The sequence below is a fragment of the Bacillus nitratireducens genome (assembly GCF_036320425.1).
Classification (GTDB): domain Bacteria; phylum Bacillota; class Bacilli; order Bacillales; family Bacillaceae_G; genus Bacillus_A; species Bacillus_A nitratireducens.
Genome location: NZ_JAUMJO010000005.1, coordinates 166,595 through 189,446, shown reverse-complemented (window position 1 = coordinate 189,446; position 22,852 = coordinate 166,595). Strand labels below are relative to the sequence as shown.

Annotated in this window: 28 protein-coding genes; 2 read left to right on the top strand and 26 right to left on the bottom strand. The window is 38.6% G+C overall.

Annotated features, from left to right (window positions below; translation table 11 throughout):
* Nucleotides 1-86: 86 nt before the first annotated feature.
* The 14 genes from atpA to Q3V31_RS19765 all read right to left on the bottom strand — a co-directional run bounded on the left by atpA (nt 87) and on the right by Q3V31_RS19765 (nt 9,747).
* On the bottom strand, nt 87-1,595 hold the full coding sequence (gene atpA, locus Q3V31_RS19830; protein ID WP_000027511.1) for a F0F1 ATP synthase subunit alpha: 1,509 nt from the start codon (nt 1,593-1,595) through the stop codon (nt 87-89).
* 11 nt (nt 1,596-1,606) lie between these two features.
* On the bottom strand, nt 1,607-2,149 hold the full coding sequence (gene atpH, locus Q3V31_RS19825; protein ID WP_090813717.1) for a F0F1 ATP synthase subunit delta: 543 nt from the start codon (nt 2,147-2,149) through the stop codon (nt 1,607-1,609).
* Nucleotides 2,146-2,652: a F0F1 ATP synthase subunit B gene (atpF, locus tag Q3V31_RS19820; RefSeq protein WP_090813716.1), complete on the bottom strand. Its 507-nt coding sequence runs from the start codon at nt 2,650-2,652 to the stop codon at nt 2,146-2,148. The genes atpH and atpF overlap by 4 nt, the downstream gene beginning before the upstream one ends.
* A gap of 129 nt (nt 2,653-2,781) precedes the next feature.
* Nucleotides 2,782-3,000, bottom strand: a complete 219-nt coding sequence (atpE, locus tag Q3V31_RS19815; RefSeq protein WP_000052064.1) for a F0F1 ATP synthase subunit C — start codon at nt 2,998-3,000, stop codon at nt 2,782-2,784.
* 56 nt (nt 3,001-3,056) lie between these two features.
* Nucleotides 3,057-3,776 (bottom strand): F0F1 ATP synthase subunit A, encoded by a 720-nt coding sequence (gene atpB, locus Q3V31_RS19810; protein WP_000399868.1) that lies wholly within the window; start codon nt 3,774-3,776, stop codon nt 3,057-3,059.
* A 7-nt stretch (nt 3,777-3,783) separates the two neighbouring features.
* Nucleotides 3,784-4,176, bottom strand: coding sequence for an ATP synthase subunit I (locus tag Q3V31_RS19805; RefSeq protein ID WP_090813715.1), 393 nt, complete (start codon nt 4,174-4,176; stop codon nt 3,784-3,786).
* Nucleotides 4,176-4,400 (bottom strand): AtpZ/AtpI family protein, encoded by a 225-nt coding sequence (locus Q3V31_RS19800; RefSeq protein WP_001171218.1) that lies wholly within the window; start codon nt 4,398-4,400, stop codon nt 4,176-4,178. Before Q3V31_RS19800 ends, Q3V31_RS19805 begins: the two co-directional genes overlap by 1 nt.
* A gap of 26 nt (nt 4,401-4,426) precedes the next feature.
* Nucleotides 4,427-4,540, bottom strand: a complete 114-nt coding sequence (locus Q3V31_RS19795) for a DUF4024 domain-containing protein (RefSeq protein ID WP_033712414.1) — start codon at nt 4,538-4,540, stop codon at nt 4,427-4,429.
* Between the two features lie 374 nt (nt 4,541-4,914).
* Entirely contained in the window at nt 4,915-5,544 is a 630-nt protein-coding gene (gene upp, locus Q3V31_RS19790; RefSeq protein WP_000517536.1) for a uracil phosphoribosyltransferase, read from the bottom strand.
* A 272-nt stretch (nt 5,545-5,816) separates the two neighbouring features.
* The gene (gene glyA, locus Q3V31_RS19785; protein WP_000349797.1) at nt 5,817-7,058 is read right to left on the bottom strand and encodes a serine hydroxymethyltransferase; all 1,242 of its coding nucleotides are present in this window, start codon (nt 7,056-7,058) and stop codon (nt 5,817-5,819) included.
* Nucleotides 7,059-7,311: 253 nt separating this feature from the next.
* The gene (locus Q3V31_RS19780; RefSeq protein WP_090813714.1) at nt 7,312-7,884 is read right to left on the bottom strand and encodes a TIGR01440 family protein; all 573 of its coding nucleotides are present in this window, start codon (nt 7,882-7,884) and stop codon (nt 7,312-7,314) included.
* A gap of 66 nt (nt 7,885-7,950) precedes the next feature.
* The gene (gene rpiB, locus Q3V31_RS19775; protein WP_000869917.1) at nt 7,951-8,394 is read right to left on the bottom strand and encodes a ribose 5-phosphate isomerase B; all 444 of its coding nucleotides are present in this window, start codon (nt 8,392-8,394) and stop codon (nt 7,951-7,953) included.
* 96 nt (nt 8,395-8,490) lie between these two features.
* A complete protein-coding gene (locus tag Q3V31_RS19770) occupies nt 8,491-8,931 on the bottom strand; it encodes a low molecular weight protein arginine phosphatase (protein WP_090813713.1) in 441 nt (146 codons plus the stop codon).
* A 318-nt stretch (nt 8,932-9,249) separates the two neighbouring features.
* Nucleotides 9,250-9,747: a PTS sugar transporter subunit IIA gene (locus tag Q3V31_RS19765; RefSeq protein WP_002016294.1), complete on the bottom strand. Its 498-nt coding sequence runs from the start codon at nt 9,745-9,747 to the stop codon at nt 9,250-9,252.
* A gap of 387 nt (nt 9,748-10,134) precedes the next feature.
* Between Q3V31_RS19765 and Q3V31_RS19760 the strand changes: the two genes are divergently transcribed.
* Nucleotides 10,135-10,521, top strand: a complete 387-nt coding sequence (locus Q3V31_RS19760) for a DoxX family protein (RefSeq protein ID WP_044738154.1) — start codon at nt 10,135-10,137, stop codon at nt 10,519-10,521.
* Nucleotides 10,522-10,701: 180 nt separating this feature from the next.
* The gene (locus tag Q3V31_RS19755) at nt 10,702-11,313 is read left to right on the top strand and encodes a flavin reductase family protein (protein WP_090813712.1); all 612 of its coding nucleotides are present in this window, start codon (nt 10,702-10,704) and stop codon (nt 11,311-11,313) included.
* A gap of 68 nt (nt 11,314-11,381) precedes the next feature.
* Here the strand turns inward: Q3V31_RS19755 and Q3V31_RS19750 are convergent, their stop codons facing one another.
* The 12 genes from Q3V31_RS19750 to murA all read right to left on the bottom strand — a co-directional run bounded on the left by Q3V31_RS19750 (nt 11,382) and on the right by murA (nt 22,832).
* Nucleotides 11,382-11,660: a DUF3935 domain-containing protein gene (locus Q3V31_RS19750; protein ID WP_090813711.1), complete on the bottom strand. Its 279-nt coding sequence runs from the start codon at nt 11,658-11,660 to the stop codon at nt 11,382-11,384.
* Nucleotides 11,661-11,859: 199 nt separating this feature from the next.
* On the bottom strand, nt 11,860-12,408 hold the full coding sequence (locus tag Q3V31_RS19745) for a manganese efflux pump MntP (RefSeq protein WP_000171553.1): 549 nt from the start codon (nt 12,406-12,408) through the stop codon (nt 11,860-11,862).
* A 77-nt stretch (nt 12,409-12,485) separates the two neighbouring features.
* The gene (locus tag Q3V31_RS19740) at nt 12,486-13,526 is read right to left on the bottom strand and encodes an L-threonylcarbamoyladenylate synthase (RefSeq protein ID WP_000557332.1); all 1,041 of its coding nucleotides are present in this window, start codon (nt 13,524-13,526) and stop codon (nt 12,486-12,488) included.
* A gap of 108 nt (nt 13,527-13,634) precedes the next feature.
* Complete coding sequence (locus Q3V31_RS19735; protein ID WP_000800343.1) at nt 13,635-14,093, bottom strand: GNAT family N-acetyltransferase; 459 nt, start codon at nt 14,091-14,093, stop codon at nt 13,635-13,637.
* Nucleotides 14,094-14,142: 49 nt separating this feature from the next.
* Nucleotides 14,143-15,015 (bottom strand): stage II sporulation protein R, encoded by an 873-nt coding sequence (spoIIR, locus tag Q3V31_RS19730; protein WP_329766479.1) that lies wholly within the window; start codon nt 15,013-15,015, stop codon nt 14,143-14,145.
* Between the two features lie 102 nt (nt 15,016-15,117).
* The gene (prmC, locus tag Q3V31_RS19725; RefSeq protein ID WP_001267049.1) at nt 15,118-15,969 is read right to left on the bottom strand and encodes a peptide chain release factor N(5)-glutamine methyltransferase; all 852 of its coding nucleotides are present in this window, start codon (nt 15,967-15,969) and stop codon (nt 15,118-15,120) included.
* Nucleotides 15,969-17,036: a peptide chain release factor 1 gene (gene prfA, locus Q3V31_RS19720; RefSeq protein ID WP_002094338.1), complete on the bottom strand. Its 1,068-nt coding sequence runs from the start codon at nt 17,034-17,036 to the stop codon at nt 15,969-15,971. The genes prmC and prfA overlap by 1 nt, the downstream gene beginning before the upstream one ends.
* 315 nt (nt 17,037-17,351) lie before the next feature.
* Nucleotides 17,352-17,936 (bottom strand): thymidine kinase, encoded by a 585-nt coding sequence (locus Q3V31_RS19715; RefSeq protein ID WP_329766478.1) that lies wholly within the window; start codon nt 17,934-17,936, stop codon nt 17,352-17,354.
* A gap of 110 nt (nt 17,937-18,046) precedes the next feature.
* Complete coding sequence (locus Q3V31_RS19710) at nt 18,047-18,292, bottom strand: type B 50S ribosomal protein L31 (protein ID WP_000643447.1); 246 nt, start codon at nt 18,290-18,292, stop codon at nt 18,047-18,049.
* 426 nt (nt 18,293-18,718) lie between these two features.
* Nucleotides 18,719-19,990, bottom strand: a complete 1,272-nt coding sequence (gene rho / locus Q3V31_RS19705; protein WP_002123767.1) for a transcription termination factor Rho — start codon at nt 19,988-19,990, stop codon at nt 18,719-18,721.
* Between the two features lie 465 nt (nt 19,991-20,455).
* Nucleotides 20,456-21,421 carry a class II fructose-bisphosphatase gene (glpX, locus tag Q3V31_RS19700; protein WP_000442343.1) on the bottom strand — a complete coding sequence of 322 codons (966 nt, stop codon included), beginning with the start codon at nt 21,419-21,421 and terminating at the stop codon, nt 20,456-20,458.
* 121 nt (nt 21,422-21,542) lie between these two features.
* Nucleotides 21,543-22,832 (bottom strand): UDP-N-acetylglucosamine 1-carboxyvinyltransferase, encoded by a 1,290-nt coding sequence (murA, locus tag Q3V31_RS19695; protein ID WP_090813709.1) that lies wholly within the window; start codon nt 22,830-22,832, stop codon nt 21,543-21,545.
* Nucleotides 22,833-22,852 lie beyond the last annotated feature (20 nt).

Below are 22,852 nucleotides of genomic sequence, written 5' to 3'. Positions count from 1 at the left end.
TTCCTTTACATAACCGTCAGCAATCTCAAAAGCTGAGATGCCTTTATATGATCTAGCTAAGCCACAGTCGGCTTCACTTTTTATTATTATTCAGAAGCTACGAATACTTTTTTAAATCCATTAATTGCTGCTGCGAATTTGTCGTCATCCGCAAGTTTCTTAGTTGTGCGGATTTCTTCTAATAAGTCAGTTGCATTTGAATCTAACCAAGCATGGAATTCTTCTTCGAAACGAGTGATATCTACTACTGGGATATCATCTAGGAATCCACGTGTTAAAGCGTAAAGAATGATAACTTGTTTCTCTACACGTAACGGTTTGTGTAATCCTTGTTTTAATACCTCAACTGTACGAGCACCACGGTTTAGTTTCGCTTGTGTTGCTTTATCAAGGTCAGAACCGAACTGAGCGAACGCTTCTAACTCACGGTAAGATGCAAGGTCAAGACGAAGTGTACCTGATACTTTACTCATCGCTTTAATCTGAGCAGATCCACCTACACGAGACACAGAAGTACCCGCATCGATCGCTGGACGTACGCCAGAGAAGAATAGGTCAGATTGTAAGAAGATTTGTCCATCCGTAATCGAGATTACGTTTGTTGGGATGTAAGCTGATACGTCCCCTGCTTGTGTTTCGATGAAAGGTAGTGCAGTTAAAGAACCGCCGCCTCTTGCATCACTTAATTTTGCTGCACGCTCTAATAAGCGAGAATGTAGGTAGAATACATCCCCTGGATATGCTTCACGACCTGGAGGACGACGTAATAGTAATGAAAGCTCACGGTAAGCCGCTGCTTGTTTTGATAAGTCATCATATACTACTAATACGTGTTTACCATTGTACATGAACTCTTCACCCATTGTTACACCAGCATAAGCAGCTAAGTATAATAATGGAGCTGGTTGAGAAGCTGATGCAGTTACAACGATTGTGTAATCTAATGCACCGTGCTTACGTAGTGTTTCTACTACGTTACGTACAGTTGATTCTTTTTGTCCGATAGCTACATAGATACAAATCATATCTTCATCTTTTTGGTTAATGATTGTATCAAGTGCAACTGCTGTTTTACCTGTTTGGCGGTCACCAATGATTAACTCACGTTGACCACGGCCAATTGGTACAAGAGCATCGATCGCTTTAATACCTGTTTGAAGTGGCTCATGAACAGATTTACGATCCATTACACCTGGTGCTGGACTTTCGATTGGACGAGTGTTTGTTGTATTGATTGGGCCTAAACCATCAACTGGTTGACCTAATGGGTTTACAACACGACCGATTAGTTCTTTTCCTACTGGTACTTGCATGATGCGACCAGTACGACGAACTTCGTCACCTTCACGGATTTCTGTGTAAGGTCCTAAGATAATGATACCTACGTTGTTTTCTTCTAAGTTTTGTGCTAGCCCCATAACGCCGTTAGAGAACTCTACAAGTTCACCAGCCATAACGTTATCAAGACCATGAGCACGCGCGATACCGTCACCGACTTGGATAACTGTACCAACATCACTAACTTCGATTTCAGACTGATAGTTCTCGATTTGTTGCTTTATCAGTGCGCTAATTTCTTCAGCTCTGATGCTCATGTGCTTCACCCCTATCTATTCTTCATTAATTCACGTTGAATACGTGCTAATTTTCCTTGTAAACTTCCGTCATAAATGCGATTTCCAATACGTACTTTAATTCCGCCTAGTAAATCTTCATCTACAACATTTTTCACGCGAATTGCATCTTTTCCTGTTCTCTTTGCAAATGCTTCTGCAACGTTAAGCTTCTCTTCTTCAGATAGAAGACGAATAGAATATACAGTTGCATCCGCTACGTTACGTTCTTCATTAGCAAGAACAACATATTCATCTGCAATTTCAGGTAAGATATCAATGCGCTTGTTATCAATTAAAATATATAACGTATTTAAAATAGACTCAGAAACAGATCCGAATACGTTTGCAAGAAACGTTTTCTTCTGCTCTTTTGAAATGTTCGGTTGCGTTAAAAAGCTATGTAGTTCTCCGTTCTTTACATAAACGTTTTGTACAAGGCGTAATTCCTCTTCAAACATTTCTAATACGTGTTTTTCTTTTGCAATTTTAAAAAGAGCGACAGCATAACGTTTTGCTACAATCCCATTGCTCATCGCACTTCTCCTACTTCTTTAATATAATCGCGAATTAACTTCACTTGATCTTCTTCTTTTAACTCTTTTTCAATTACTTTAGAAGCAATTTGAACAGATAAAGAAGCGACTTGTTCTTGTAAAGCAGCAATCGCTTGCTCTTTTTCGCGTTGAATTTCTTGTACAGCAGATGCTTTAATTGATTCCGCTTCTTCTTTCGCAGCAGCAACAATAACATCTTTTTGATCTACAGCTTGTTTCTTCGCTCTTTCGATTAACTCTTGTGCTTCAACACGCGATTGTTTTAACATTTCACGTTGTTCTTCTACTAACTTCTTCGCTTCAGCGTTACTTCTTTCTGCAGCGTCGATTTCATTAGTAACATGCTCTTCACGTTCTTTCATAATTCCCATTAAAGGACCCCACGCAAATTTGCGTAGCATTACTAATAGAAGTAAGAAAATGAACAATGTATAAGCAATCGTTCCAAATGGAATGGCAGCCCCTAATAATAAAGTTGGCACAAGGATTCACTCCCTTCAAAATATCTAAATTGATCATATGAAAAAAAAAGACATACGTTTCATTCATAAAGCAATGGCGAAGAAAGTTCGGAAAAACACTCTTCGCCATCTATGTAAGGGGAGTCTCCCTTATTTGTTCATTACGATGAAAGCAATAACTACACCGATGATTGGAAGTGCCTCAACTAAAGCAACCCCGATGAACATAATTGTTTGAAGTGCGCCTTTTAATTCTGGTTGACGAGCAACACCTTCGATTGTACGTGATACGATAAGACCGTTACCAATACCTGCACCTAATGCTGATAAACCAATTGCAATTGCAGCTGCGATTACACCTAAACTCATTTAATTTGTCCTCCTTTGTATTATAAAAAAATAAATTTTTTCTTACTTAAATTATATTAATGGTCATGACTTACTTTATGAGCCATATAAACCATCGTTAACATAACGAAAATAAATGACTGGATTGATCCAACGAATACGCTGAATCCCATCCATGCTAACATTGGTACAAGCGCACCTAATGCTCCAAGGAATGATGCCCCGCCTAACTTAGCAAGTAATCCTAATAAGATCTCACCTGCATAAATGTTACCGAATAAACGAAGACCTAACGTTAATGTGTTAGCAAACTCCTCAATAACCTTTAATGGGAATAAGAATTTCATTGGTTGGAAATAACCTTTAACGTATTCTTTCGTACCCTTCATCTTAATTCCATAATAATGGGTGAGGGTAACTACCATCACGGCTAATGTTAATGTAACTGCTGGATCAGACGTTGGTGATCTCCACCATGCAATATGTTCGCCAGCCTCAACTGTTGAATACATGAATGGTAAACCAAGGAAGTTCGATACGATGATAAACATGATAAGCGTAACGCCAAGCGTTAAGAAACGTCCACCTGTTTTCCAGTCCATCGTACTATTGATAATCCCTTTCACGAAGTCAAACACCCATTCCATGAAATTTTGCATTCCTGTTGGGCGAAGAGCTAAGCCGCGAGTTCCTATAACTGCGATTAAGAAAACAATAACTGCTGCTACAGTAACCATCATAACTGATGACAAATCGAACGTTAAACCTAGAAATTCAACTAATTTACCGTGTTCCACTAGTAATTCACCTCTCTTCCCTGCTCTTATACTCTAAATAAAGAAAATCTATGATCATGACAAGGTATCCTGTCAGCAATCCTACACCTAGGCCCCACATCGCAATTAACTCTTGATATTTGGCTGCAAATAAAATTAATAACCCAATCGTGGCAAATCTTGAATATGTACTTACCGCTGTCGCCTTAAACTTCACGTTTTCTCCATTTGTTACACGATCTAATAGCTTGTCTGTTCTACGTGCAATGATGCGCAAACTAAGAAAACTGAAAATCGTTCCGATAATCAGCCCAAGAAATACATCCTTGTAAGGGGTAAATCCCCATCCTAGCACTAGAAGCGCAAGCAAGTAGTACATATATTTCTTTTGTCTTTGGACAAGTCCATGTACGTCTATCATCATTGCTCTCCCGAATAGTAATGTCGAATGAGTCGAATCATTGCGTATATCCCTGTTCCTAAACCGAGTAATAACCCTATAATAAGAAACAATGGAAACGTTCCAACCTTATTATCAATCCATTGCCCACCAAAGATTCCAATAAGAATAGAACCGACTAACTGAGCAAGAATTCCTGACATTAAAGCATATGCTTTTATATGGCTGCGATCGTTTTTTTGCAAGGATTCATCCCTCCAATATGTAACCCTCATTCACGATGTGTTAATAATAACTCATTTTTCTGCATAAATTCTATACAAAATAAAAAGTTTACATTTTCGTCACGGAATAGATGTATTTTTGTCACTGAAAGCCCTACCATCTATCCCCGTTGTTAGCATACAATAGGGTATTAACAGTGTCAACGAGAAATCGTAAAAAATCAAAAAATTTGAGTATTAGTCATTTCCTCCCAAAAATGAAAACGTTCCCCTTCTAAATACTGGTTAGAGATATGCAATTTCTAACAGTTTTCTCTTTATAATAGAAGAAAATGTTCACAAGTTTGTCACTATTATATTTTTAAGATATAGCGCTTTCCTTCCATAATATAGTGTTCCCAAGACGTAAGACTTCTATATTATATGTGATGTGTATACAACATATGTTGTATACACCCTGTATATTTATCTCCCCCTCCCCCGCACGCTCAGGGCGAAAAAAAGACGAGAGGGGACTCCCCTCTCGTCTGTTGTCTTACTTCGTTCCGAATAAACGGTCACCAGCATCACCAAGACCTGGAACTACATAACCATGGTCATTTAGCTTCTCATCTAATGCTGCTACATAAATATCAACATCAGGATGCTCTTCTTGTACTACTTTTACTCCTTCTGGAGCAGCTACGATACACATTAATTTAATTTGCTTTGCACCGCGCTTTTTCAGAGAATTAATTGCTTCAGCTGCAGAACCACCTGTTGCTAGCATTGGATCTAGTACGATAAAGTCACGCTCTTCTACATCCGTTGGAAGTTTCACATAGTATTCTACCGGTTGCAATGTTTCAGGGTCACGGTATAAACCAACGTGTCCTACTTTTGCTGCTGGAATTAATTTCAGAATTCCATCAACCATTCCTAAACCTGCACGTAAAATCGGAATTAAACCAAGTTTTTTACCAGCGATCACTTTTGTTGTCGCTTTGCTTACAGGCGTTTCAATTTCAATGTCTTTAAGTGGAAGGTCGCGAGTAATTTCGAAAGCCATTAAGCTTGCTACTTCGTCCACTAATTCACGAAAATCTTTCGTACCTGTATTCTTATCGCGAATATATGTAATCTTATGTTGAATTAACGGGTGATCAAATACATACAGTTTTCCCATGTGAATCTCTCCTTTAGATGATATTCATGCGTTTACACGCTTTTTTACACTATTTACGATTGTAAAGAAAACGCTACTAATATTCAAGGGCAAATTTGGCAAAATCATGATTTTGTGATGAATCTATCTAGTATCTTTACCAATTATGGGAGGTGTATCCTTCATTATATCGCCAAAATTTATTCATCATTTGTATACATACTTTAAAAACAATATATGTCCAAAAAAAAGACTACTAAAACAATTACGTTTTAGCAGTCTTTTTCAATCTATTATAGATTTGTATACATTGGGAATTTGCTCGTTAACGCTTCTACACGCTTACTTGCTTCTTCTAATGCAGATTCATTCTCATGATTTTTTAATGTATAAGCAATAAGTGATGCAATTTCATCCATTTCTTCTAAGCCGAAACCACGAGATGTTACAGCTGCCGTACCGATACGTACGCCGCTTGTTACAAATGGGCTTGCTGTTTCAAATGGAATTGTATTTTTGTTCACTGTAATACCAACTTCATCTAATACGTGCTCTGCTACTTTACCTGTAATTTCTAAGTTACGAACATCAATCAAGATTAAATGATTGTCTGTTCCGCCAGAAACAAGTGTAAGTCCTTCTTTTTGAAGACCTTCAGCTAAGCGGTTCGCATTATTAATGATATTTTGTGCATATGTTTTAAACTCATCTTGTAGTGTCTCACCAAATGCAACAGCTTTTGCAGCAATTACGTGCATAAGTGGACCACCTTGGATACCAGGGAAGATTGATTTATCAATTTGTTTTGCAAATTGCTCTTCACATAAAATCATACCACCACGTGGACCACGTAATGTTTTATGTGTTGTCGTTGTAACGAAATGTGCATGCGGTACTGGGTTTGGATGTAAGCCAGCAGCTACTAAACCAGCGATATGTGCCATATCAACCATAAAGTATGCACCCACTTCATCTGCAATCTCACGGAATCGTTTGAAATCGATAACACGAGGATATGCACTTGCACCTGCAACGATTAATTTTGGTTTATGTTCTTTCGCTTTTGCTAATACATCATCGTAATTAATACGGTGAGATTCAGCATCCACGCCATATTCTACGAAATTATATTGTACTCCACTGAAGTTAACAGGGCTTCCGTGTGTTAAGTGACCACCATGAGATAAATTCATACCAAGTACTGTATCGCCTTGCTCTAAAATTGTGAAGTATACTGCCATGTTCGCTTGTGCACCAGAATGTGGTTGAACATTTACATGCTCTGCACCAAAAATTTCTTTCGCGCGATCACGTGCGATATCTTCAACTACGTCTACGTGCTCACAGCCACCATAGTAACGTTTTCCAGGATATCCTTCAGCATACTTATTCGTTAAAACAGAACCTTGCGCTTCCATTACCGCTTCACTTACGAAGTTTTCCGAAGCAATTAACTCAATCTTTGAACGCTGTCTTCCTAGTTCTGCCTCAATTGCAGCAAATACCTTTTCATCTTGACGTTTTAAATGATCCACCAAAATCCCCCTTTTCTGAACGAATTACATCGATTCCCAATAGTTTTTTCTCATTTATTCAGAAAAAACGAAAATTCAGGTTGTAATTCTTTCGAACCTTCATGTTTTCAACTACATTCTAACATGACTTTCTATATCATAAAAGAAAAAAAAAGACCGAAATCGGTCTTTTCTTTCTTCTATTATAAGGTCAGACTACATACCTTTTATCTTTCGATATAAAGCTATTATGCGACTTTATAATTTTTCACGTTTAACGGCAAGGAATAACTTCTTCATTTGCCGCATAAACAGCACGTGCTCCACCTATTAGTTTTCCGCGTGTTTTCGCCATCGTTACATGCGCACTTCCTATTTCCTTCACACTTGTGCGAACCGGAACAGCTACATGTTTTAAATGCATACCGATAAATGTATCGCCGATATCCATTCCTGCATCTGCTTTAATAAACTCAATTACTACCGGATCTTTAAAATTGTGATACGCATACGTCGCTAATGCACCACCTGCTGATCTAACAGGCGTAACTGTTACAATTTCAAATTGATATTTCATCGCTACATCTCTCTCAACTACTAAAGCACGATTTAAATGCTCGCAACATTGAAACGCCAATTCAATACCTGTTCGCTCTTGAAATTGCTTTAATTCAGAAAAAATCGCCTCTGCCACTTCCATCGTTCCTGACGTTCCAATTCTTTCACCTAGCACTTCGCTCGTGCTACACCCCACTACAAAAATTTGGCCACTTTGCAGCGCTGCTTGTTCTTGGAAATCAGAAAGCGAAATTTGTAGCTGTTCTCTTACCTTTACGATTTCTGTCATTACGCCTCTTCCTTTCACAGGTTGGTTCACCAAATTATATTTCATACTACTTATAGTTAGAATCTATTACTTTGTTTCGTACGTTTTAATTTTCCCTACGCGGTTTTCGTGACGGCCACCTTCATAGTCAGTTGTTAACCAAATTTTTGCGATATCACGCGCTAGACCAGCCCCAATTACACGCTCGCCCATCGCTAGCATGTTAGTGTCATTATGCTCTCTCGTTGCTTTCGCACTGAAAGTATCATGAACTAACGCACAACGAATACCGTTTACTTTGTTTGCCGCGATTGACATACCAATGCCTGTCCCGCAAACTAAAATACCACGATCTACTTCCCCATTTGCGACCATTTCTGCTGCTGGAAACGCAAAATCAGGGTAATCAACAGAACCAGCTTCACATTCACAACCTAAATCAATATATTCAATATTTAATTCTTCTAATAAACTTACAAGTTCTTTACGGATATTCATACCGCCGTGATCAGATGCTACTACTACTTTCATTTTTACCCCTCCAAAGTTTCAATCAATTATCTTCATTTCACACTCGCTTCCTTAATGGGATGAAGTGATCTCCAATATCGTATTATACACGAAACATCAACCTTCTGAATGTTTTTTCAGGAAAGTTTGTACAAGTTTTTCCATCTCTTCTAGCGTTTCTTTATAAATAGAAAGCGATCCGCCAAATGGATCTGAAATATCCTTACTTATACCCTCAGTTAATCCATGTAATGTATCCAATTTCTTTTCAACACTCGGATAATGCCCAAGTACAATTTGCTTATGGTTCTCCGTCATTGTTACTACAATATCCGCCCAATCAACCAAAGTTTCATTTACCTGCTGCGCGGCATGATCGATTGCAATTCCTTTTTCAGCTAAAGCTTCCTTTGCATGTACCGACGCATCACTTCCAGGATAGGCGAAAACACCAGCAGATTGCACTTCAAATTTACCTTCTCCGTAATGACGAAGTAAAGCCTCAGCCATCGGACTACGGCATGTATTTCCAGTGCAAACAAATAACACTCGTTTCATCTAAACCCACCCCTTTTTTTCTGTTTCCTACCATTTATCCCCGATTGGTGAAGGCTAATAATCAGCGGGGGATGAACAGCCCCCTCGACTGATTAAAGTTTCACTTTATCATAGCGTACATTAGAATAGAAAAAAAGAAATGTGAATATACGAAAGGCGCATTTCTCTTATATTTTTTCTAAGAAAAATGCGCCTTATCCACATATATGTGAAACCCTATTTCCAAGTGCCCAAAGTATTTTACCATACATGATGAACACACTACAAAACAAAATAAGGAATCCATTTCATACGAAACAGATTCCTTTCATACAATAATTATTTCATTGTAACTTTCATTACTTCTGTTGAACCTTTTGTAGCTGTTACACCTACAGTTGTCTTAATAGACTCAGCTGCATCTGTGTTTGTAATAACGATTGGAGTAATTGTGCTTTTCGCTTTTTCACGAATTAATTCTAAGTCGAATGAGATTAATTTATCTCCAGCTTTTACAGCTTGTCCTTCAGAAACGTGAGCTTCGAAACCTTCACCTTCCATTTTTACAGTTTCTAATCCGACGTGGATTAAAATTTCTGTACCGTTTTTCGCTTTAATTCCAATAGCATGTTTCGTGTGGAATAATTGTACGATTTCACCATCAACTGGAGATACAACTACACCTTCAGTAGGATCGATTGCAACACCGTCACCCATCATACGACCAGCGAATACTGGATCTGGTACTTCTTCAATATTTTTCACTGCTCCAGTTAATGGAGCTACGATTGTTTCTTCATTTGTTTTTGAACCAAAACCGAATAATTTTTTAAACATAGGATAGTCCTCCTTATAATTTACCTAAAAGTTTATAGGGCAATCTCTATTCAAGATCGAAATACACGTAAGACTTCATACTTCGAATGTTATACTGTAAAAACGCTTTCGAAATAAATTATGCCATTACTACTAGACTCTTATTGTAGCGCCTCACAAAATTCCAGTCAATTCTGATTGTCTGAATAACAATAAGAAGTTAACTTCTACTTATATTTTCTCCTTTTTTCAATTACTTGTCTAGAGGTCTTTACTACATTTTGTTTTTTGTTGTTAATTTGTAAAATTTCTTTCAAATTTTTGTTGAAATACACTTGACTAAAGTAAGTAACTATTTTATCATTACTTACATAAGATAAGTTAATAACTTTTAGGAGGTTTTTTTAAATGATGGATATCGGTCTTCTTATTATTCGCCTTATTATAGGTATTACATTCATGGGTCATGGTGCTCAAAAATTATTCGGTTGGTTCGGCGGTTATGGCTTAAAAGGAACAGGTGGCTGGATGGAATCAATCGGGTTACGCCCTGGTGTATTCATGGCATTTATGGCTGGCGCAACTGAATTATTAGGTGGTTTCTTATTTGCATCAGGTATTTTCATTACAATTGGTTCATTATTTATCGTTGGAACAATGTTAATGGCAATCTTCACTGTTCACGGAAAAAATGGTTACTGGATCACACAAAACGGATTTGAGTACAATTTAATGTTAATTGCTGTTGCTGTTGGTGTAGCTTTAATTGGCCCTGGCGCTTACGTTTTACTTTAATCATTTATCTCGAATTTGAGATACCTATTCAAAAAAGGCTTACTTCAGTAAAATTTGAAGTAGGCCTTTTTTACGTAGCAATACAAAAAACGTCAAAAAAATATTTTTTCAGCAGGAGTTTCCCACTAGTATCTTGTAAACAAACAATAAGTCGTCATATTAAGAAAGGGGATTGCAATTATGTTATCAATTAATCCAAATGAACAGACAGAAAAAGAAAACTATAAATTATTAACAGGAAGTATTATTCCTCGTCCCGTCGCTTTTGTCACTTCTATAACGAAAGATGGCGTATTAAACGGCGCACCATATAGCTACTTCAATATCGTCGCAGCCAATCCACCACTTATCTCGGTTTCTGTACAACGAAAAGAAGGAAAACCAAAGGACACTTCCCGAAATGCAATTGAAAAGGGCGAATTTGTCGTACATATTTCTGACGAATCATATGTAGCAGCAATTAACGAAACAGCAGCTAACCTCCCGCCAAATGAGAGTGAAATTGAACTAGCAAAACTAACCCCAATCGCCAGTGATGTCATTTCAGTACCAGGGGTGAAAGAAGCAAACATTCGAATGGAATGTGTATTAGAACGTGCTATCCCGCTCGGCGGAACTGAAGACGCACCCGCTTGCGACCTACTAATTGGCCGCGTCGTTCGCTTCCACGTCGCAGAACACTTATACGAAAACGGTCGCATTCACGCAGAAGGACTAAAACCAGTAAGCCGTCTAGCAGGACACAACTACGCAAAACTAGGAGAACAATTTGAATTAGTAAGGCCACTTTAAAAGCGCAAGCGGCTCGCTCAGCTTCATCACTCAAACATAAAATCCCCCGCTAAAAGCGGGGGATTTTTTCACTGTAATTCTTCCTTCTTCTCCTCTAATGCAGGTAATTTCTCTTTTTTAGATTTACCAAGCTTTATTACAAAGAAATATAAGGAAAGCAATGTAATAAGGAAAACAATTAAAAATGGATACGGTGAATAAAACGTACGCGCCGTCTCCGATTTTCCTGCAACAAATTTTAATGACTCAATATCTAAAAACTCGGCAAACATTTGTACACCGAGCATACTAAACCAAAAAACAAAAAAACTAATAATAATACCAAAAACTTGCTTTAATCTCGTCATTTGTACCACCCTTTCTATATTTGCAGCGTATTGTGTTCAAGTATACAGAAAAGAATTTCCTTACCATTCACGAATCAACTTAACCCCATCTAGAACTGCAATTTGCAAAATGATGAACCTACGTAACCATCTTGGAAAAAGGTTATAAATACGCTATACCATTTCAGTAGCCTATTCACATTTTTCACCCTCATAAAAATTATATAGGGAAAAGGAGATATAATCCAAACCCAACAAGAATAATACCACCTACTATTTCACCGTATGTACCAAGCATATTTTTGGCATGCCTACCGAGCAATAAACCCATCCACGCCAGTAACATACTTATTAGTCCGAACAGTAATATCGTAATAATTGTCTCAGCTCCGTAAATCCCAAGGCTAAGACCTACTGAAAAACTATCTATACTGACACCAAATGCAAATACAAATAAACTGATTCCAATTGGAGCAGTTCTAGTCTCTTCACCTTCTAAAATAGACGAATATACAATATAGAACCCTAATCCAATTAATAAAATAGCTCCCGCAAAATTCGCGACATCCCCATACCTCTCTGATAAAAAACGTCCTAGTACCATTCCGATAAACGGCATAATAATATGAAATATCCCTATCGTCATACCAATATAAAGGATTTGTCTTAACTTTAATGTTACCATCCCCATACCGAGGCTCACTGAAAATGCATCCATCCCTAGGGCGAATGCCATAATTATTAAAGGTATTAGCTGTTCAAGCGTCATTCATGTCCCCCCTCGGACGTGCTACTTCACAATATGCTTATCCGAGGAGAAATATTCTGTTTGCTAAAGGTACATTATCATTCAGTGATAATATGATGTCCCGCTGCTTTTGTTAAACGATTCATAATTGCATTCCCTATTCCTTCATTCGGGAATGATTCACTAAAGATAACATCTACTTCACTTGCATCAAACGTTCTAAGCACATCATATAATTTAGTCGCAACGCTAGCTAAATCATTTCGCATACCACAAGATAATACAACATCAGCACTATATACATGTTGATACTCTTCGGTCGTTAATACACCTACTTTAAATCCTTCTTTCTTTTTCTCATCCACAATACGCTGAATAAACTCACGGGATCCTTCAACAATACTAAGTGGTGCTTTCGGTGCATAATGTGTATATTTCATTCCAGGCGATTTCGGTTTTTCTTTCTCATCCTTTAAAGCTGGATCTAAAGAAACATTTCCTATTACTGCTTCCAATTGTTCCTTCGTAATCCCACCAGGACGTAAAATCGTCGGAACTTCGCTCGTACAATCAATTACAGTTGATTCAACACCTACTCCTGTCGCCCCGCCATCAACGATACCAGCAATTTTCCCGTTTAAATCTTCATACACATGCGAAGCTAATGTTGGACTTGGGCGTCCAGAACGATTCGCACTCGGTGCTGCAACAGGCACGTTTGCTTCTTCAATAAGAGCGAGCGCTACTGGATGATCTGGCATCCTTACTCCGACTGTATTAAGTCCCGCCGTAACCCTCTCTGAAATCCCTTCTTTCCTCGGTAAAATGATTGTTAATGGCCCTGGCCAAAAATGCTCCATTAACTTTTCTGCAACCGGTGGAATTTCTCTTACAATACCATCTAACTGAGATTTTGTTCCTATGTGGACAATCAGTGGATTATCACTCGGTCTCCCTTTCGCTGCAAAAATTTTCGCTATCGCTTCATCGTCCATTGCGTTTGCTCCTAACCCATATACCGTTTCTGTCGGGAAGGCCACCGCTTCATTTTCTCTTAATAATCTCGCTGCTTCTTTTAATTGTGGATAATATTTTTTTCTTTCCACAACATTATCCACAACCCACATATTTGTATGCATTTTTTCCCACGTCCTTTTCTACCATGAAATACTTGTCTATTTTTAGTTTACTATGAGATTTATCCAAAAGACAAACAAGGTTTATCCACAAAATGTGGATAAACCTTGTTAATCCGTGGATAACTTTGTGAATAGCTGACAATTTAGTATTATTGCATTTGGCTCTTTTATATTTTTACAAAAGTGTTCTAACTGTCGAATTCCCTCTGGAACTTTCTCTTTCTCTATAATGACAAAGTCAAAAAATTGAAAGATTGTCGCAGATTGTGGATGATTTGTGAGTAAGTACAATTGTCGAATATTTTTTTCTTTCATATACTGCAAAAACATTTCAAAAAAATATAAGAAAGTCTGCTTATCCACATTAGGTGTGAATAAACAAGAACGAATAAGTGCATCTTCTTCACTTTGTTCATATCCAATTACAGCTCGTATTTCTCCCGCCTCTTCCAAAACCATAAATTGTGCGTACAACTCATTTATTTTATCATCTTTTTTATTAGCTTGTCCGAAAAAAGAATGCAATCTTTCTACATCTGCTTTCGTAGCAAAATACACGTTCTTCATAGTAAATCCCTCCTCATTTTTATATATGAGGAGGGATTTACTAATAGTACTATTTAGAGAATAAAGATGTAAAAGCTTCGACGATAAATAATTTAACCTCTGGTTTTCCTTCTTCCTCTTCTACTTTTACATACTCATTTTGCTTTTCTTGTTTTTGCTCCACAGATTTCTCCACTTTTTCCACAGGTTTTGTTTCTACTTTTTTTACAGACTGTTCTTCTACTTGCGTTTCATTTTTCACTACTTTCTTTTCAGGTGCTGTTACTTTTTCAGCTTTTTCCGGCTTTACTACTTTCTTTTCTTCCACCTTATCCTCTTTCTTCTCCGGTACATCCATTACTTCCTCATCTGATTGTTTCACCTGCTCTTCTTCAGGAGATTCAGCTTTCACAACATGTTCTTCTTTCCTTACAGCTGTACCACTCGAAAAATCTAAGAAACACATCGGTGGAAATAGTACACACCACCAGTTTGCACCTTCACCTTTTCCAATTGTAATAAGTACCGCTTCATATTCTCCTGCTGGATAAATAAAATTCCCATATACCTTTGTAGGAAACTTCACATTTTTACCGAATTTCACTTGAAAAGTCTCTTTACTTCCTTCCCTTTTCAGCGTATTCGCCACTGTCTTTTCAATTTCAGGAATATGATTTTGAATTACTTTTCGAGCTTCTTCAAATGACGTTAAATCAGCTACCCATCCATCAATTTGCGCTTTTACTTCATCGCGTACTTTACGCTTTAACGCCTGATCTTTATCTGAATCACTATTTGCTAAAATTCGTAATCGAACGGCCTCTTTCGGAATAACAGAAGGCCCTTTCGCATCAGCTTTCATATATCCAAACTGCACAAGTAACTGTGCACCAATTAATAATAGAAGAAGATAAGCAATAACTTGTTTTTTCATTTCCTCCACCGTCCCCTCTAGAAACAGTGTGGACAGAGTTATTTCTTTCTAAACTATTAAATTCAAAATCTATATAAATTTTTTCAAAAAAAATAGAGTAAGGTTTTAACCTTACTCCATCTCTGCAAATACCATGCGATCTTTTCCATTAATATCAAAGACAACTTCAACGTGAGCGTGAGGGAAAGTTTGCTGTAATAATGCTTTTACATCTTCACCTTGCCCTACACCAATTTCAAACGCCACAATCGCCTTTTTCTTTAATACGTTCGGCAATTCCTCCATAAAACGACGATAGAAATCTAGTCCATCTTCACCGCCAACAAGCGCCCTTTTCGGCTCATGCTCTTTCACAACAGTAGAAAGACCACGCCAATCTTCCTCCGGTATATACGGAGGATTTGAAACAACAACATCTAACTTCTGGCCAGTTTCATAAAACGGCGACAGTAAATCACCGTGATAGAAAGTTACTTCCGCTCCTAAAGCCTTTGCATTTTCTTTTGCAACTTCAATCGACTCCTGTGCAATATCTACCGTATACACATGAAGATTTTTATTTTCTAAAGCGAGCGTAATAGAAATCGCTCCACTACCTGTGCCAATATCCGCTACATGAAGCTCCTCATTACCGAAATGGCGCTCAATTCTCTCTAGGACTCCAACTATAAGTTCCTCTGTTTCTGGCCTTGGTATTAATACTTCTTCATTCACAAAGAACGATCGTCCATAAAACATTTCATAACCCATCATATATTGAATAGGAATACCTTCTACATGCTTGTGGATAAACTCCGTAAAGCTTGTCTCTTGTTCCGCAGTTATTTCTTCACGCATATTCATGAGCATTCCTGTTCTGTTCGTCTTTAATACATGACAAAGGACAATTTCTCCCGCATTCTCATCTCGTCCATTTTCTTGTAAAAAAGAAGAAGCCCATTTCAGGGCTTCATAGACACGCATTACTCAGCTGCCTCCATCTTTTGCGCCTGATCTTCCATCACTAAGGCATTGATGAAATCATCTAACTTACCTTGTAGGATTTGATCTAGCTTTTGAATCGTTAAACCGATTCGATGGTCAGTAACACGGTTTTGCGGGAAGTTATACGTACGAATACGCTCTGAACGGTCTCCCGTACCAACAGCTTGTTTACGGTTTTGATCGTACTCAGCTTGTGCTTCTTGTCTGAATTTATCATAAACACGTGCACGTAATACTTTCATTGCTTTTTCTTTATTCTTAATCTGTGATTTCTCATCCTGACAAGATACAACTACACCAGTCGGTAAATGCGTTAAACGTACCGCTGACATCGTTGTATTAACGCTTTGTCCACCAGGACCACTAGAAGCGAACGTATCAACACGAACATCTTTTTCATGAATATTAATTTCTACTTCTTCCGCCTCTGGTAACACAGCTACCGTTGCTGTAGATGTATGAATACGTCCACCAGATTCCGTTTCAGGAACACGTTGTACACGGTGAGCACCATTCTCGAATTTCAGTTTCGCGAAAGCACCTTTACCGTTGATCATAAAGATAATCTCTTTATATCCACCTAATTCTGTATAGCTAGCTTCGATAATTTCAGTTTTCCAACCTTGCACCTCAGCATAACGGCTATACATACGATATAAATCACCAGCAAATAAAGCTGCCTCGTCACCACCAGCAGCACCACGAACCTCAACGATAACGTTTTTATCATCATTAGGGTCTTTTGGAACAAGTAAAATTTTCAGACGTTCTGATAATGTTTTCTCTTGTCCTTCTAATTCAGAAACTTCTTCCTTAACCATTTCACGCATCTCAGCGTCTAACTTATCTTCTAACATTGCTTTTGCATCTCGTAATTGCTCACGAACATCTTTATACTCACGGTACACCTCTACCGTTTCCTGCATATCAGATTGTTCTTTTGAATACTCACGAAGCTTATTTGTATCGCTAATAACCTCTGGGTCACTTAACAATTCATTTAACTTCTCATAACGATCTTCTACAGCTTGCAAACGATCTAACACACCATTCACCTCTACATCCTAGTATCTAATACAAATAGTATATGGTACTTAATCAAAAAAACGCAAATTATATTTAAAAGTGGAGGCGGCTCTCTCAGCTCTGACTGGCTAAGGTTCTCTCGCGCAAAAGGTGCTTTTTACCTTTAGTGCGGGAGGTTCTTAGACACGAAGAGCTCGCCACCGGAACTAGATAATATTTAAACGCACAAGCGGCTCTCTCAGCTCTGACTGGCTAAGGTTCTTAGCTGTGCGAAGAGCTGGCCACCAATCTTCATCTATTTTCGAAAAAAACCCGCTCTACATAGCGAGTTTCATTTATCTTTGTTTTGTAGGTACTGCATGACAATGACGACAACGTGGTTCATACGACTCTGAAGCCCCAACTAAAATAATTGGATCATCAAATACCGCTGGTTCTCCATCGATTAAACGTTGCGTACGACTTGCAGGAGACCCACATGCAGAACAAACTGCCTGCAATTTAGTTACATGTTCAGCAATCGCCATCAGCTGAGGAACTTGTCCAAATGGTAGACCTCGGAAATCTTGGTCTAATCCAGCTACAATGACACGATAGCCACGATTTGCCAATACTTGCACCACTTCCACAATGTCCCCATCAAAAAATTGTACCTCATCGATTGCAATAACATCCATTTCTTCTGTTACATGGTTAAATATATCTTTTGAAGCTGAAACAGGAACTGCTTTAACCTTTAATCCATTATGTGATACAACATCTTCTTCACTATAACGATTATCAATACATGGTTTAAATACAATCGCATTTTGTTTCGCAAATTGCGTACGGCGTATACGGCGGATGAGCTCTTCTGATTTTCCAGAAAACATACTCCCGCAAATCACTTCAATCCAACCATTTTGATTCATTAAGTACATTGAGCTCTCCTTTCATCTACTTTCCTAATCCAAAGTAGGGTAAAGGTTTAATATTTTTGCAAAAAAAACAGACAAGCGAATACATACACTTGCCTGTTTTATGTTCTTTATTACTTGATGCCGTATTTCTTATTGAAGCGGTCAACACGTCCGTCTGCAGTAGCAAACTTCTGACGTCCAGTGTAGAATGGGTGAGAATCAGAACTGATCTCAATTTTTAGTAATGGATAAGTGTTACCATCTTCCCACTCAACAGTTTCGCTAGAGCCTTTAGTAGACCCGCTTAAGAATTTGAAGCCTGTGTTCGTGTCCATAAATACAACTTTATTGTAATTTGGATGGATTCCTGCTTTCATTCTTTTCATCTCCTTCCGCCCTGAATCATTTTCGAAACAGAGTTTTTCATCTTCAGCTGCTTACACAACTATATTGATGAAACACATATGATGAAATTATAACAAGGCTAACTCCATTTTGCAACTACCTGTTTTTGTCTTTTTAAAAATTAAAAGCACAAGCGGCTCGCTTAGAATGGGAGGAGGATGGAGCTTCTGACGTAGAGGCGCTTTTTGCCTCGTAGGAAGATGCGAAGCCACCGACCATTCTTGCCGCTGGAGCTGGATATTACCTTGAAAGTGGAGGTGACTCGCCCAACTCTAACACAAAATATGATTTCCATCTCAAAAAACAAATTTTTCCCATATATTACTCTCTCTAATATTCCCTTAAAAAACATAAAAAACTCGCTTACTACGAAATAAGCGAGTCCCAATCTTTTCCCTTTACTTAGTTGTTACATACCTTTTTGAGTCTGCAACAATGTTTTGTAAAAACTCTTCATTTGTCTTTGTTTGACGAAGTTTACGTAAGAAGCCTTCAACAAAGTCTGGCGTATCACGCATTGTTTTACGAATACCCCACAGCTTGTCTAAATGTTCTTTCGGAATTAATAGGTCTTCTTTACGCGTACCGGAGCGACGAATATCAATCGCTGGGAAGATACGGCGCTCAGCTAATGAGCGATCTAAGTGAAGTTCCATGTTTCCAGTTCCTTTAAACTCCTCATAAATTACATCATCCATACGGGATCCTGTATCAACAAGTGCTGTTGCTAAAATCGTTAAGCTACCGCCCTCTTCGATATTACGCGCAGCCCCAAAGAAACGCTTCGGTCTATGAAAAGCAGCTGGATCAATACCACCTGATAGAGTTCTACCACTTGGCGGAATAACAAGGTTGTAAGCACGCGCTAAACGGGTAATACTATCCATTAAAATGACAACGTCTTTTTTATGCTCTACAAGACGCATTGCACGCTCTAATACAAGCTCAGCTACTTTAATATGATTTTCTGGTACTTCATCAAAAGTAGAACTTACAACATCACCTTTAACAGAACGTTCAATATCTGTTACTTCCTCTGGACGCTCATCAATTAAAAGTACAATTAATTCTGCTTCCGGATGATTTGTTGTAACACTATGCGCAATTTCTTTTAACAGACTTGTTTTACCAGCCTTTGGAGGCGCGACAATTAAACCACGTTGTCCAAATCCAACTGGTGCGATTAAATCCATGATGCGTGTCGGTAGCTTTTTCGTTTCCGTTTCCAATTTCATTTGGCGATCTGGGTATAACGGTGTTAATGCAGGGAAATGCACACGCTCTTTTGCTGAGTCTGGATCATCTCCGTTTACAGCTTCAACTTGTAATAATCCAAAATAGCGTTCATTTTCTTTCGGAGGTCGTACTTTACCAGAAACCTTATCTCCATTACGTAAATCGAAACGACGAATTTGCGAAGCCGAGATATAAATATCTTCTGAGCTTGGAGAGTAGTTGATAGGACGTAGGAATCCAAATCCTTCTGATTGAATAATTTCTAATACGCCTTCCATGAAAAAGAAACCTTCTTTTTCTGCTCGAGCTTTTAAGATGGCGAAAATCAGCTCTTTTTTCGTTAACTTGCTGTAATACGAAATCTTAAATTCTTTCGCAAGCTCGTATAACTCTTTTAATTTCATGTTTTCTAATGCTGCAATTGACAAATTCATTCAGACACCACACTTTAACTTTATTCTCTTTTCACATGGGTAAAGGGAAAAAATACGGAAGGCAAATAAATAATAATGAAAGGCAATAAGTTCAAGTAGGATAATATTCACTATTGTAACCCTTTTATCTAGTTTTAATCAATACGTTGAAACACAAATACAAGAAGCGAAGACAAGAAAATTTGTCTTCGCCTTTTATATTTCTTACTTTTTTCTATTCACCTGATTTTAAGGCAGAATAAATAAGGCATTTCTGCTTTTACTTAATCCAGCTTCAGCAGCTAGAATAGTCGGTGGCTTCACTTCTTCCCCTTCCCATTCTGAACGAGCTGCTTACGCTTTTTATTTAATCCAGTTCCAGCGGCTAGAATCTCCGGTCATTTCACTCTCTCACTCGAAGCAAAAAACGCTTCAAGGTCGAGAGCTGGAAGTGTCCTGCGATTCTGAACGAGCCGCTTGCACTTTTTATTTAATAACCAAATTCGGTTTTTTATTTAAGCTATGACGTCCGTCTACGAAGCGTACTGTACCTGACTTCGCACGCATAACAAGGGAGTGTGTTGTTCCTACACTACCTTTAAATTGAACGCCGCGTAATAGTTCTCCGTCTGTTACACCTGTTGCAGCAAAGATTGCATCGTCACCTTTTACTAAGTCTTCCATACGAAGGATGCGATTTATATCTTCAATGCCCATTTTTTTACAACGTGCTAATTCAGCTTCGTCTTGTGGTAAGAGCTTTCCTTGAATTTCTCCACCTAAGCATTTTAGCGCAACCGCAGCTAGTACACCTTCAGGAGCCCCACCAGAACCGAATAAAATATCTACACCTGTACGGTCAAATGCTGTATTGATTGCTCCAGCTACATCTCCATCGTTAATTAACTTAATACGAGCACCGGCCTTACGAATTTCTTCGATAATCGCTTGATGACGTGGACGATTTAAAACTGTCGCTACAACATCTTCAATATCTTTATTCTTCGCTTTCGCAACGGCACGTAGGTTATCGATAATAGGTGCGTTAATATCAACTGCCCCAACTGCTTCTGGGCCAACCGCAATTTTATCCATGTACATGTCAGGAGCATGTAACAAATTACCATGATCTGCAATTGCAATAACAGCAAGTGCATTCCATCCGCCAGCTGCTACGATGTTCGTCCCCTCTAAAGGATCAACTGCAACGTCTACGCGTGGGCCATATCCTGTACCTAATTTCTCTCCGATATACAGCATTGGTGCTTCATCCATTTCACCTTCGCCAATTACAACTGTACCTTTCATCGGAACTGTATCAAATACATCACGCATAGCTGATGTTGCTGCACCGTCTGCCTCATCTTTTTTCCCGCGCCCCATCCAACGCGCTGATGATAATGCTGCAGCCTCTGTTACACGTACTAACTCCATAGATAAACTTCTTTCCACGATAATCCCTCTCCTTTAAGTCTTTATATTTCTGCCGTATTTTGTGAACCGTGTTTTTCCATAAAGTGTACTTCCGCAAGTGGTGATTCTTCGCTCCCCCACTTGCGGAAGTATCATCACTTTAAGCGTTCTTCATTTCTTCAATCTCTTGCTTTGTCATTTGTTCTCGCCAAATGTTTGCACCAAGCCCTCTAAGCTTGTCTACTATATTTTCATAGCCTCGATCAATATGCTCAAGTCCGGTTACTTCTGTAATTCCATCCGCCATTAACCCTGCAATAACAAGGGAAGCCCCAGCTCGTAAGTCACTCGCCTTCACTTTTGCACCTTGCAATAAAACAGGACCAGTTACAATTGCCGAACGACCTTCTACTTTAATTTGCGCATTCATACGACGCAATTCATCAATATGTTTGAAACGTGCTCCGTAAATTGTATCCGTGACAACTCCCGTCCCGTGCGCCTTTGTTAAAAGCGTCGTAAACGGCTGTTGTAAATCTGTTGGGAAACCCGGATATACAAGCGTTTTTATATCAACTACTTTTAACCTTCTATTACCGTTCACTGTAATTTGGTCATCGTTCGTTTCAACTTGGACACCAGCTTCTCTTAGCTTCGCAGTTACTGACTCTAAATGCTGAGGAATAACATTATCAACTGTTACTTCTCCTCCTGATGCAGCTCCTAAAATCATATACGTACCAGCTTCAATACGATCTGGAATGATAGTATGGTGACAACCATGCAGGGAGTCCACACCATCAATTCGGATTACATCTGTACCAGCACCTTTAATGCGCGCTCCCATACTTGTTAATAATGTGGCTACATCAATAATCTCTGGTTCTTTCGCTGCATTTTCAATAACAGTTCTACCTTTCGCTCGTACAGCCGCTAGCATAATATTGATTGTAGCTCCTACACTAACAACATCTAAATAAATACGTGCCCCACGTAGCTCATCTGCTCTTAAATAAATAGCACCTTGTTCATTTGTAACATGTGCACCTAGTGCTTCAAACCCTTTAATATGCTGATCAATCGGTCGTGGCCCTAAATGACATCCACCTGGAAGCCCAATAACAGCTTTTTTAAAACGGCCAAGCATTGCACCCATTAAATAATAAGAGGCGCGCAATTTTTTCACTTTTCCATTTGGTAAAGGCATCGCAACCATGTTAGAAGGATCGACTACCATCTCTTCTTCCTGCCCATAAGTTACTTTCCCTCCAATTTCCTCTAGTAAGTCTCCTAACATTTTCACGTCCGAAATATTAGGAACGCCACCGATAGTTACTGGAGTATCTGCTAAAATTGTCGCTGGAATTAATGCAACAGCACTATTCTTTGCACCACTCACACGAATTGTTCCATTTAAAGCTCTTCCGCCTTCAATTAGCAACTTTTCCATATTGAGCTCCCTTCTCGTGA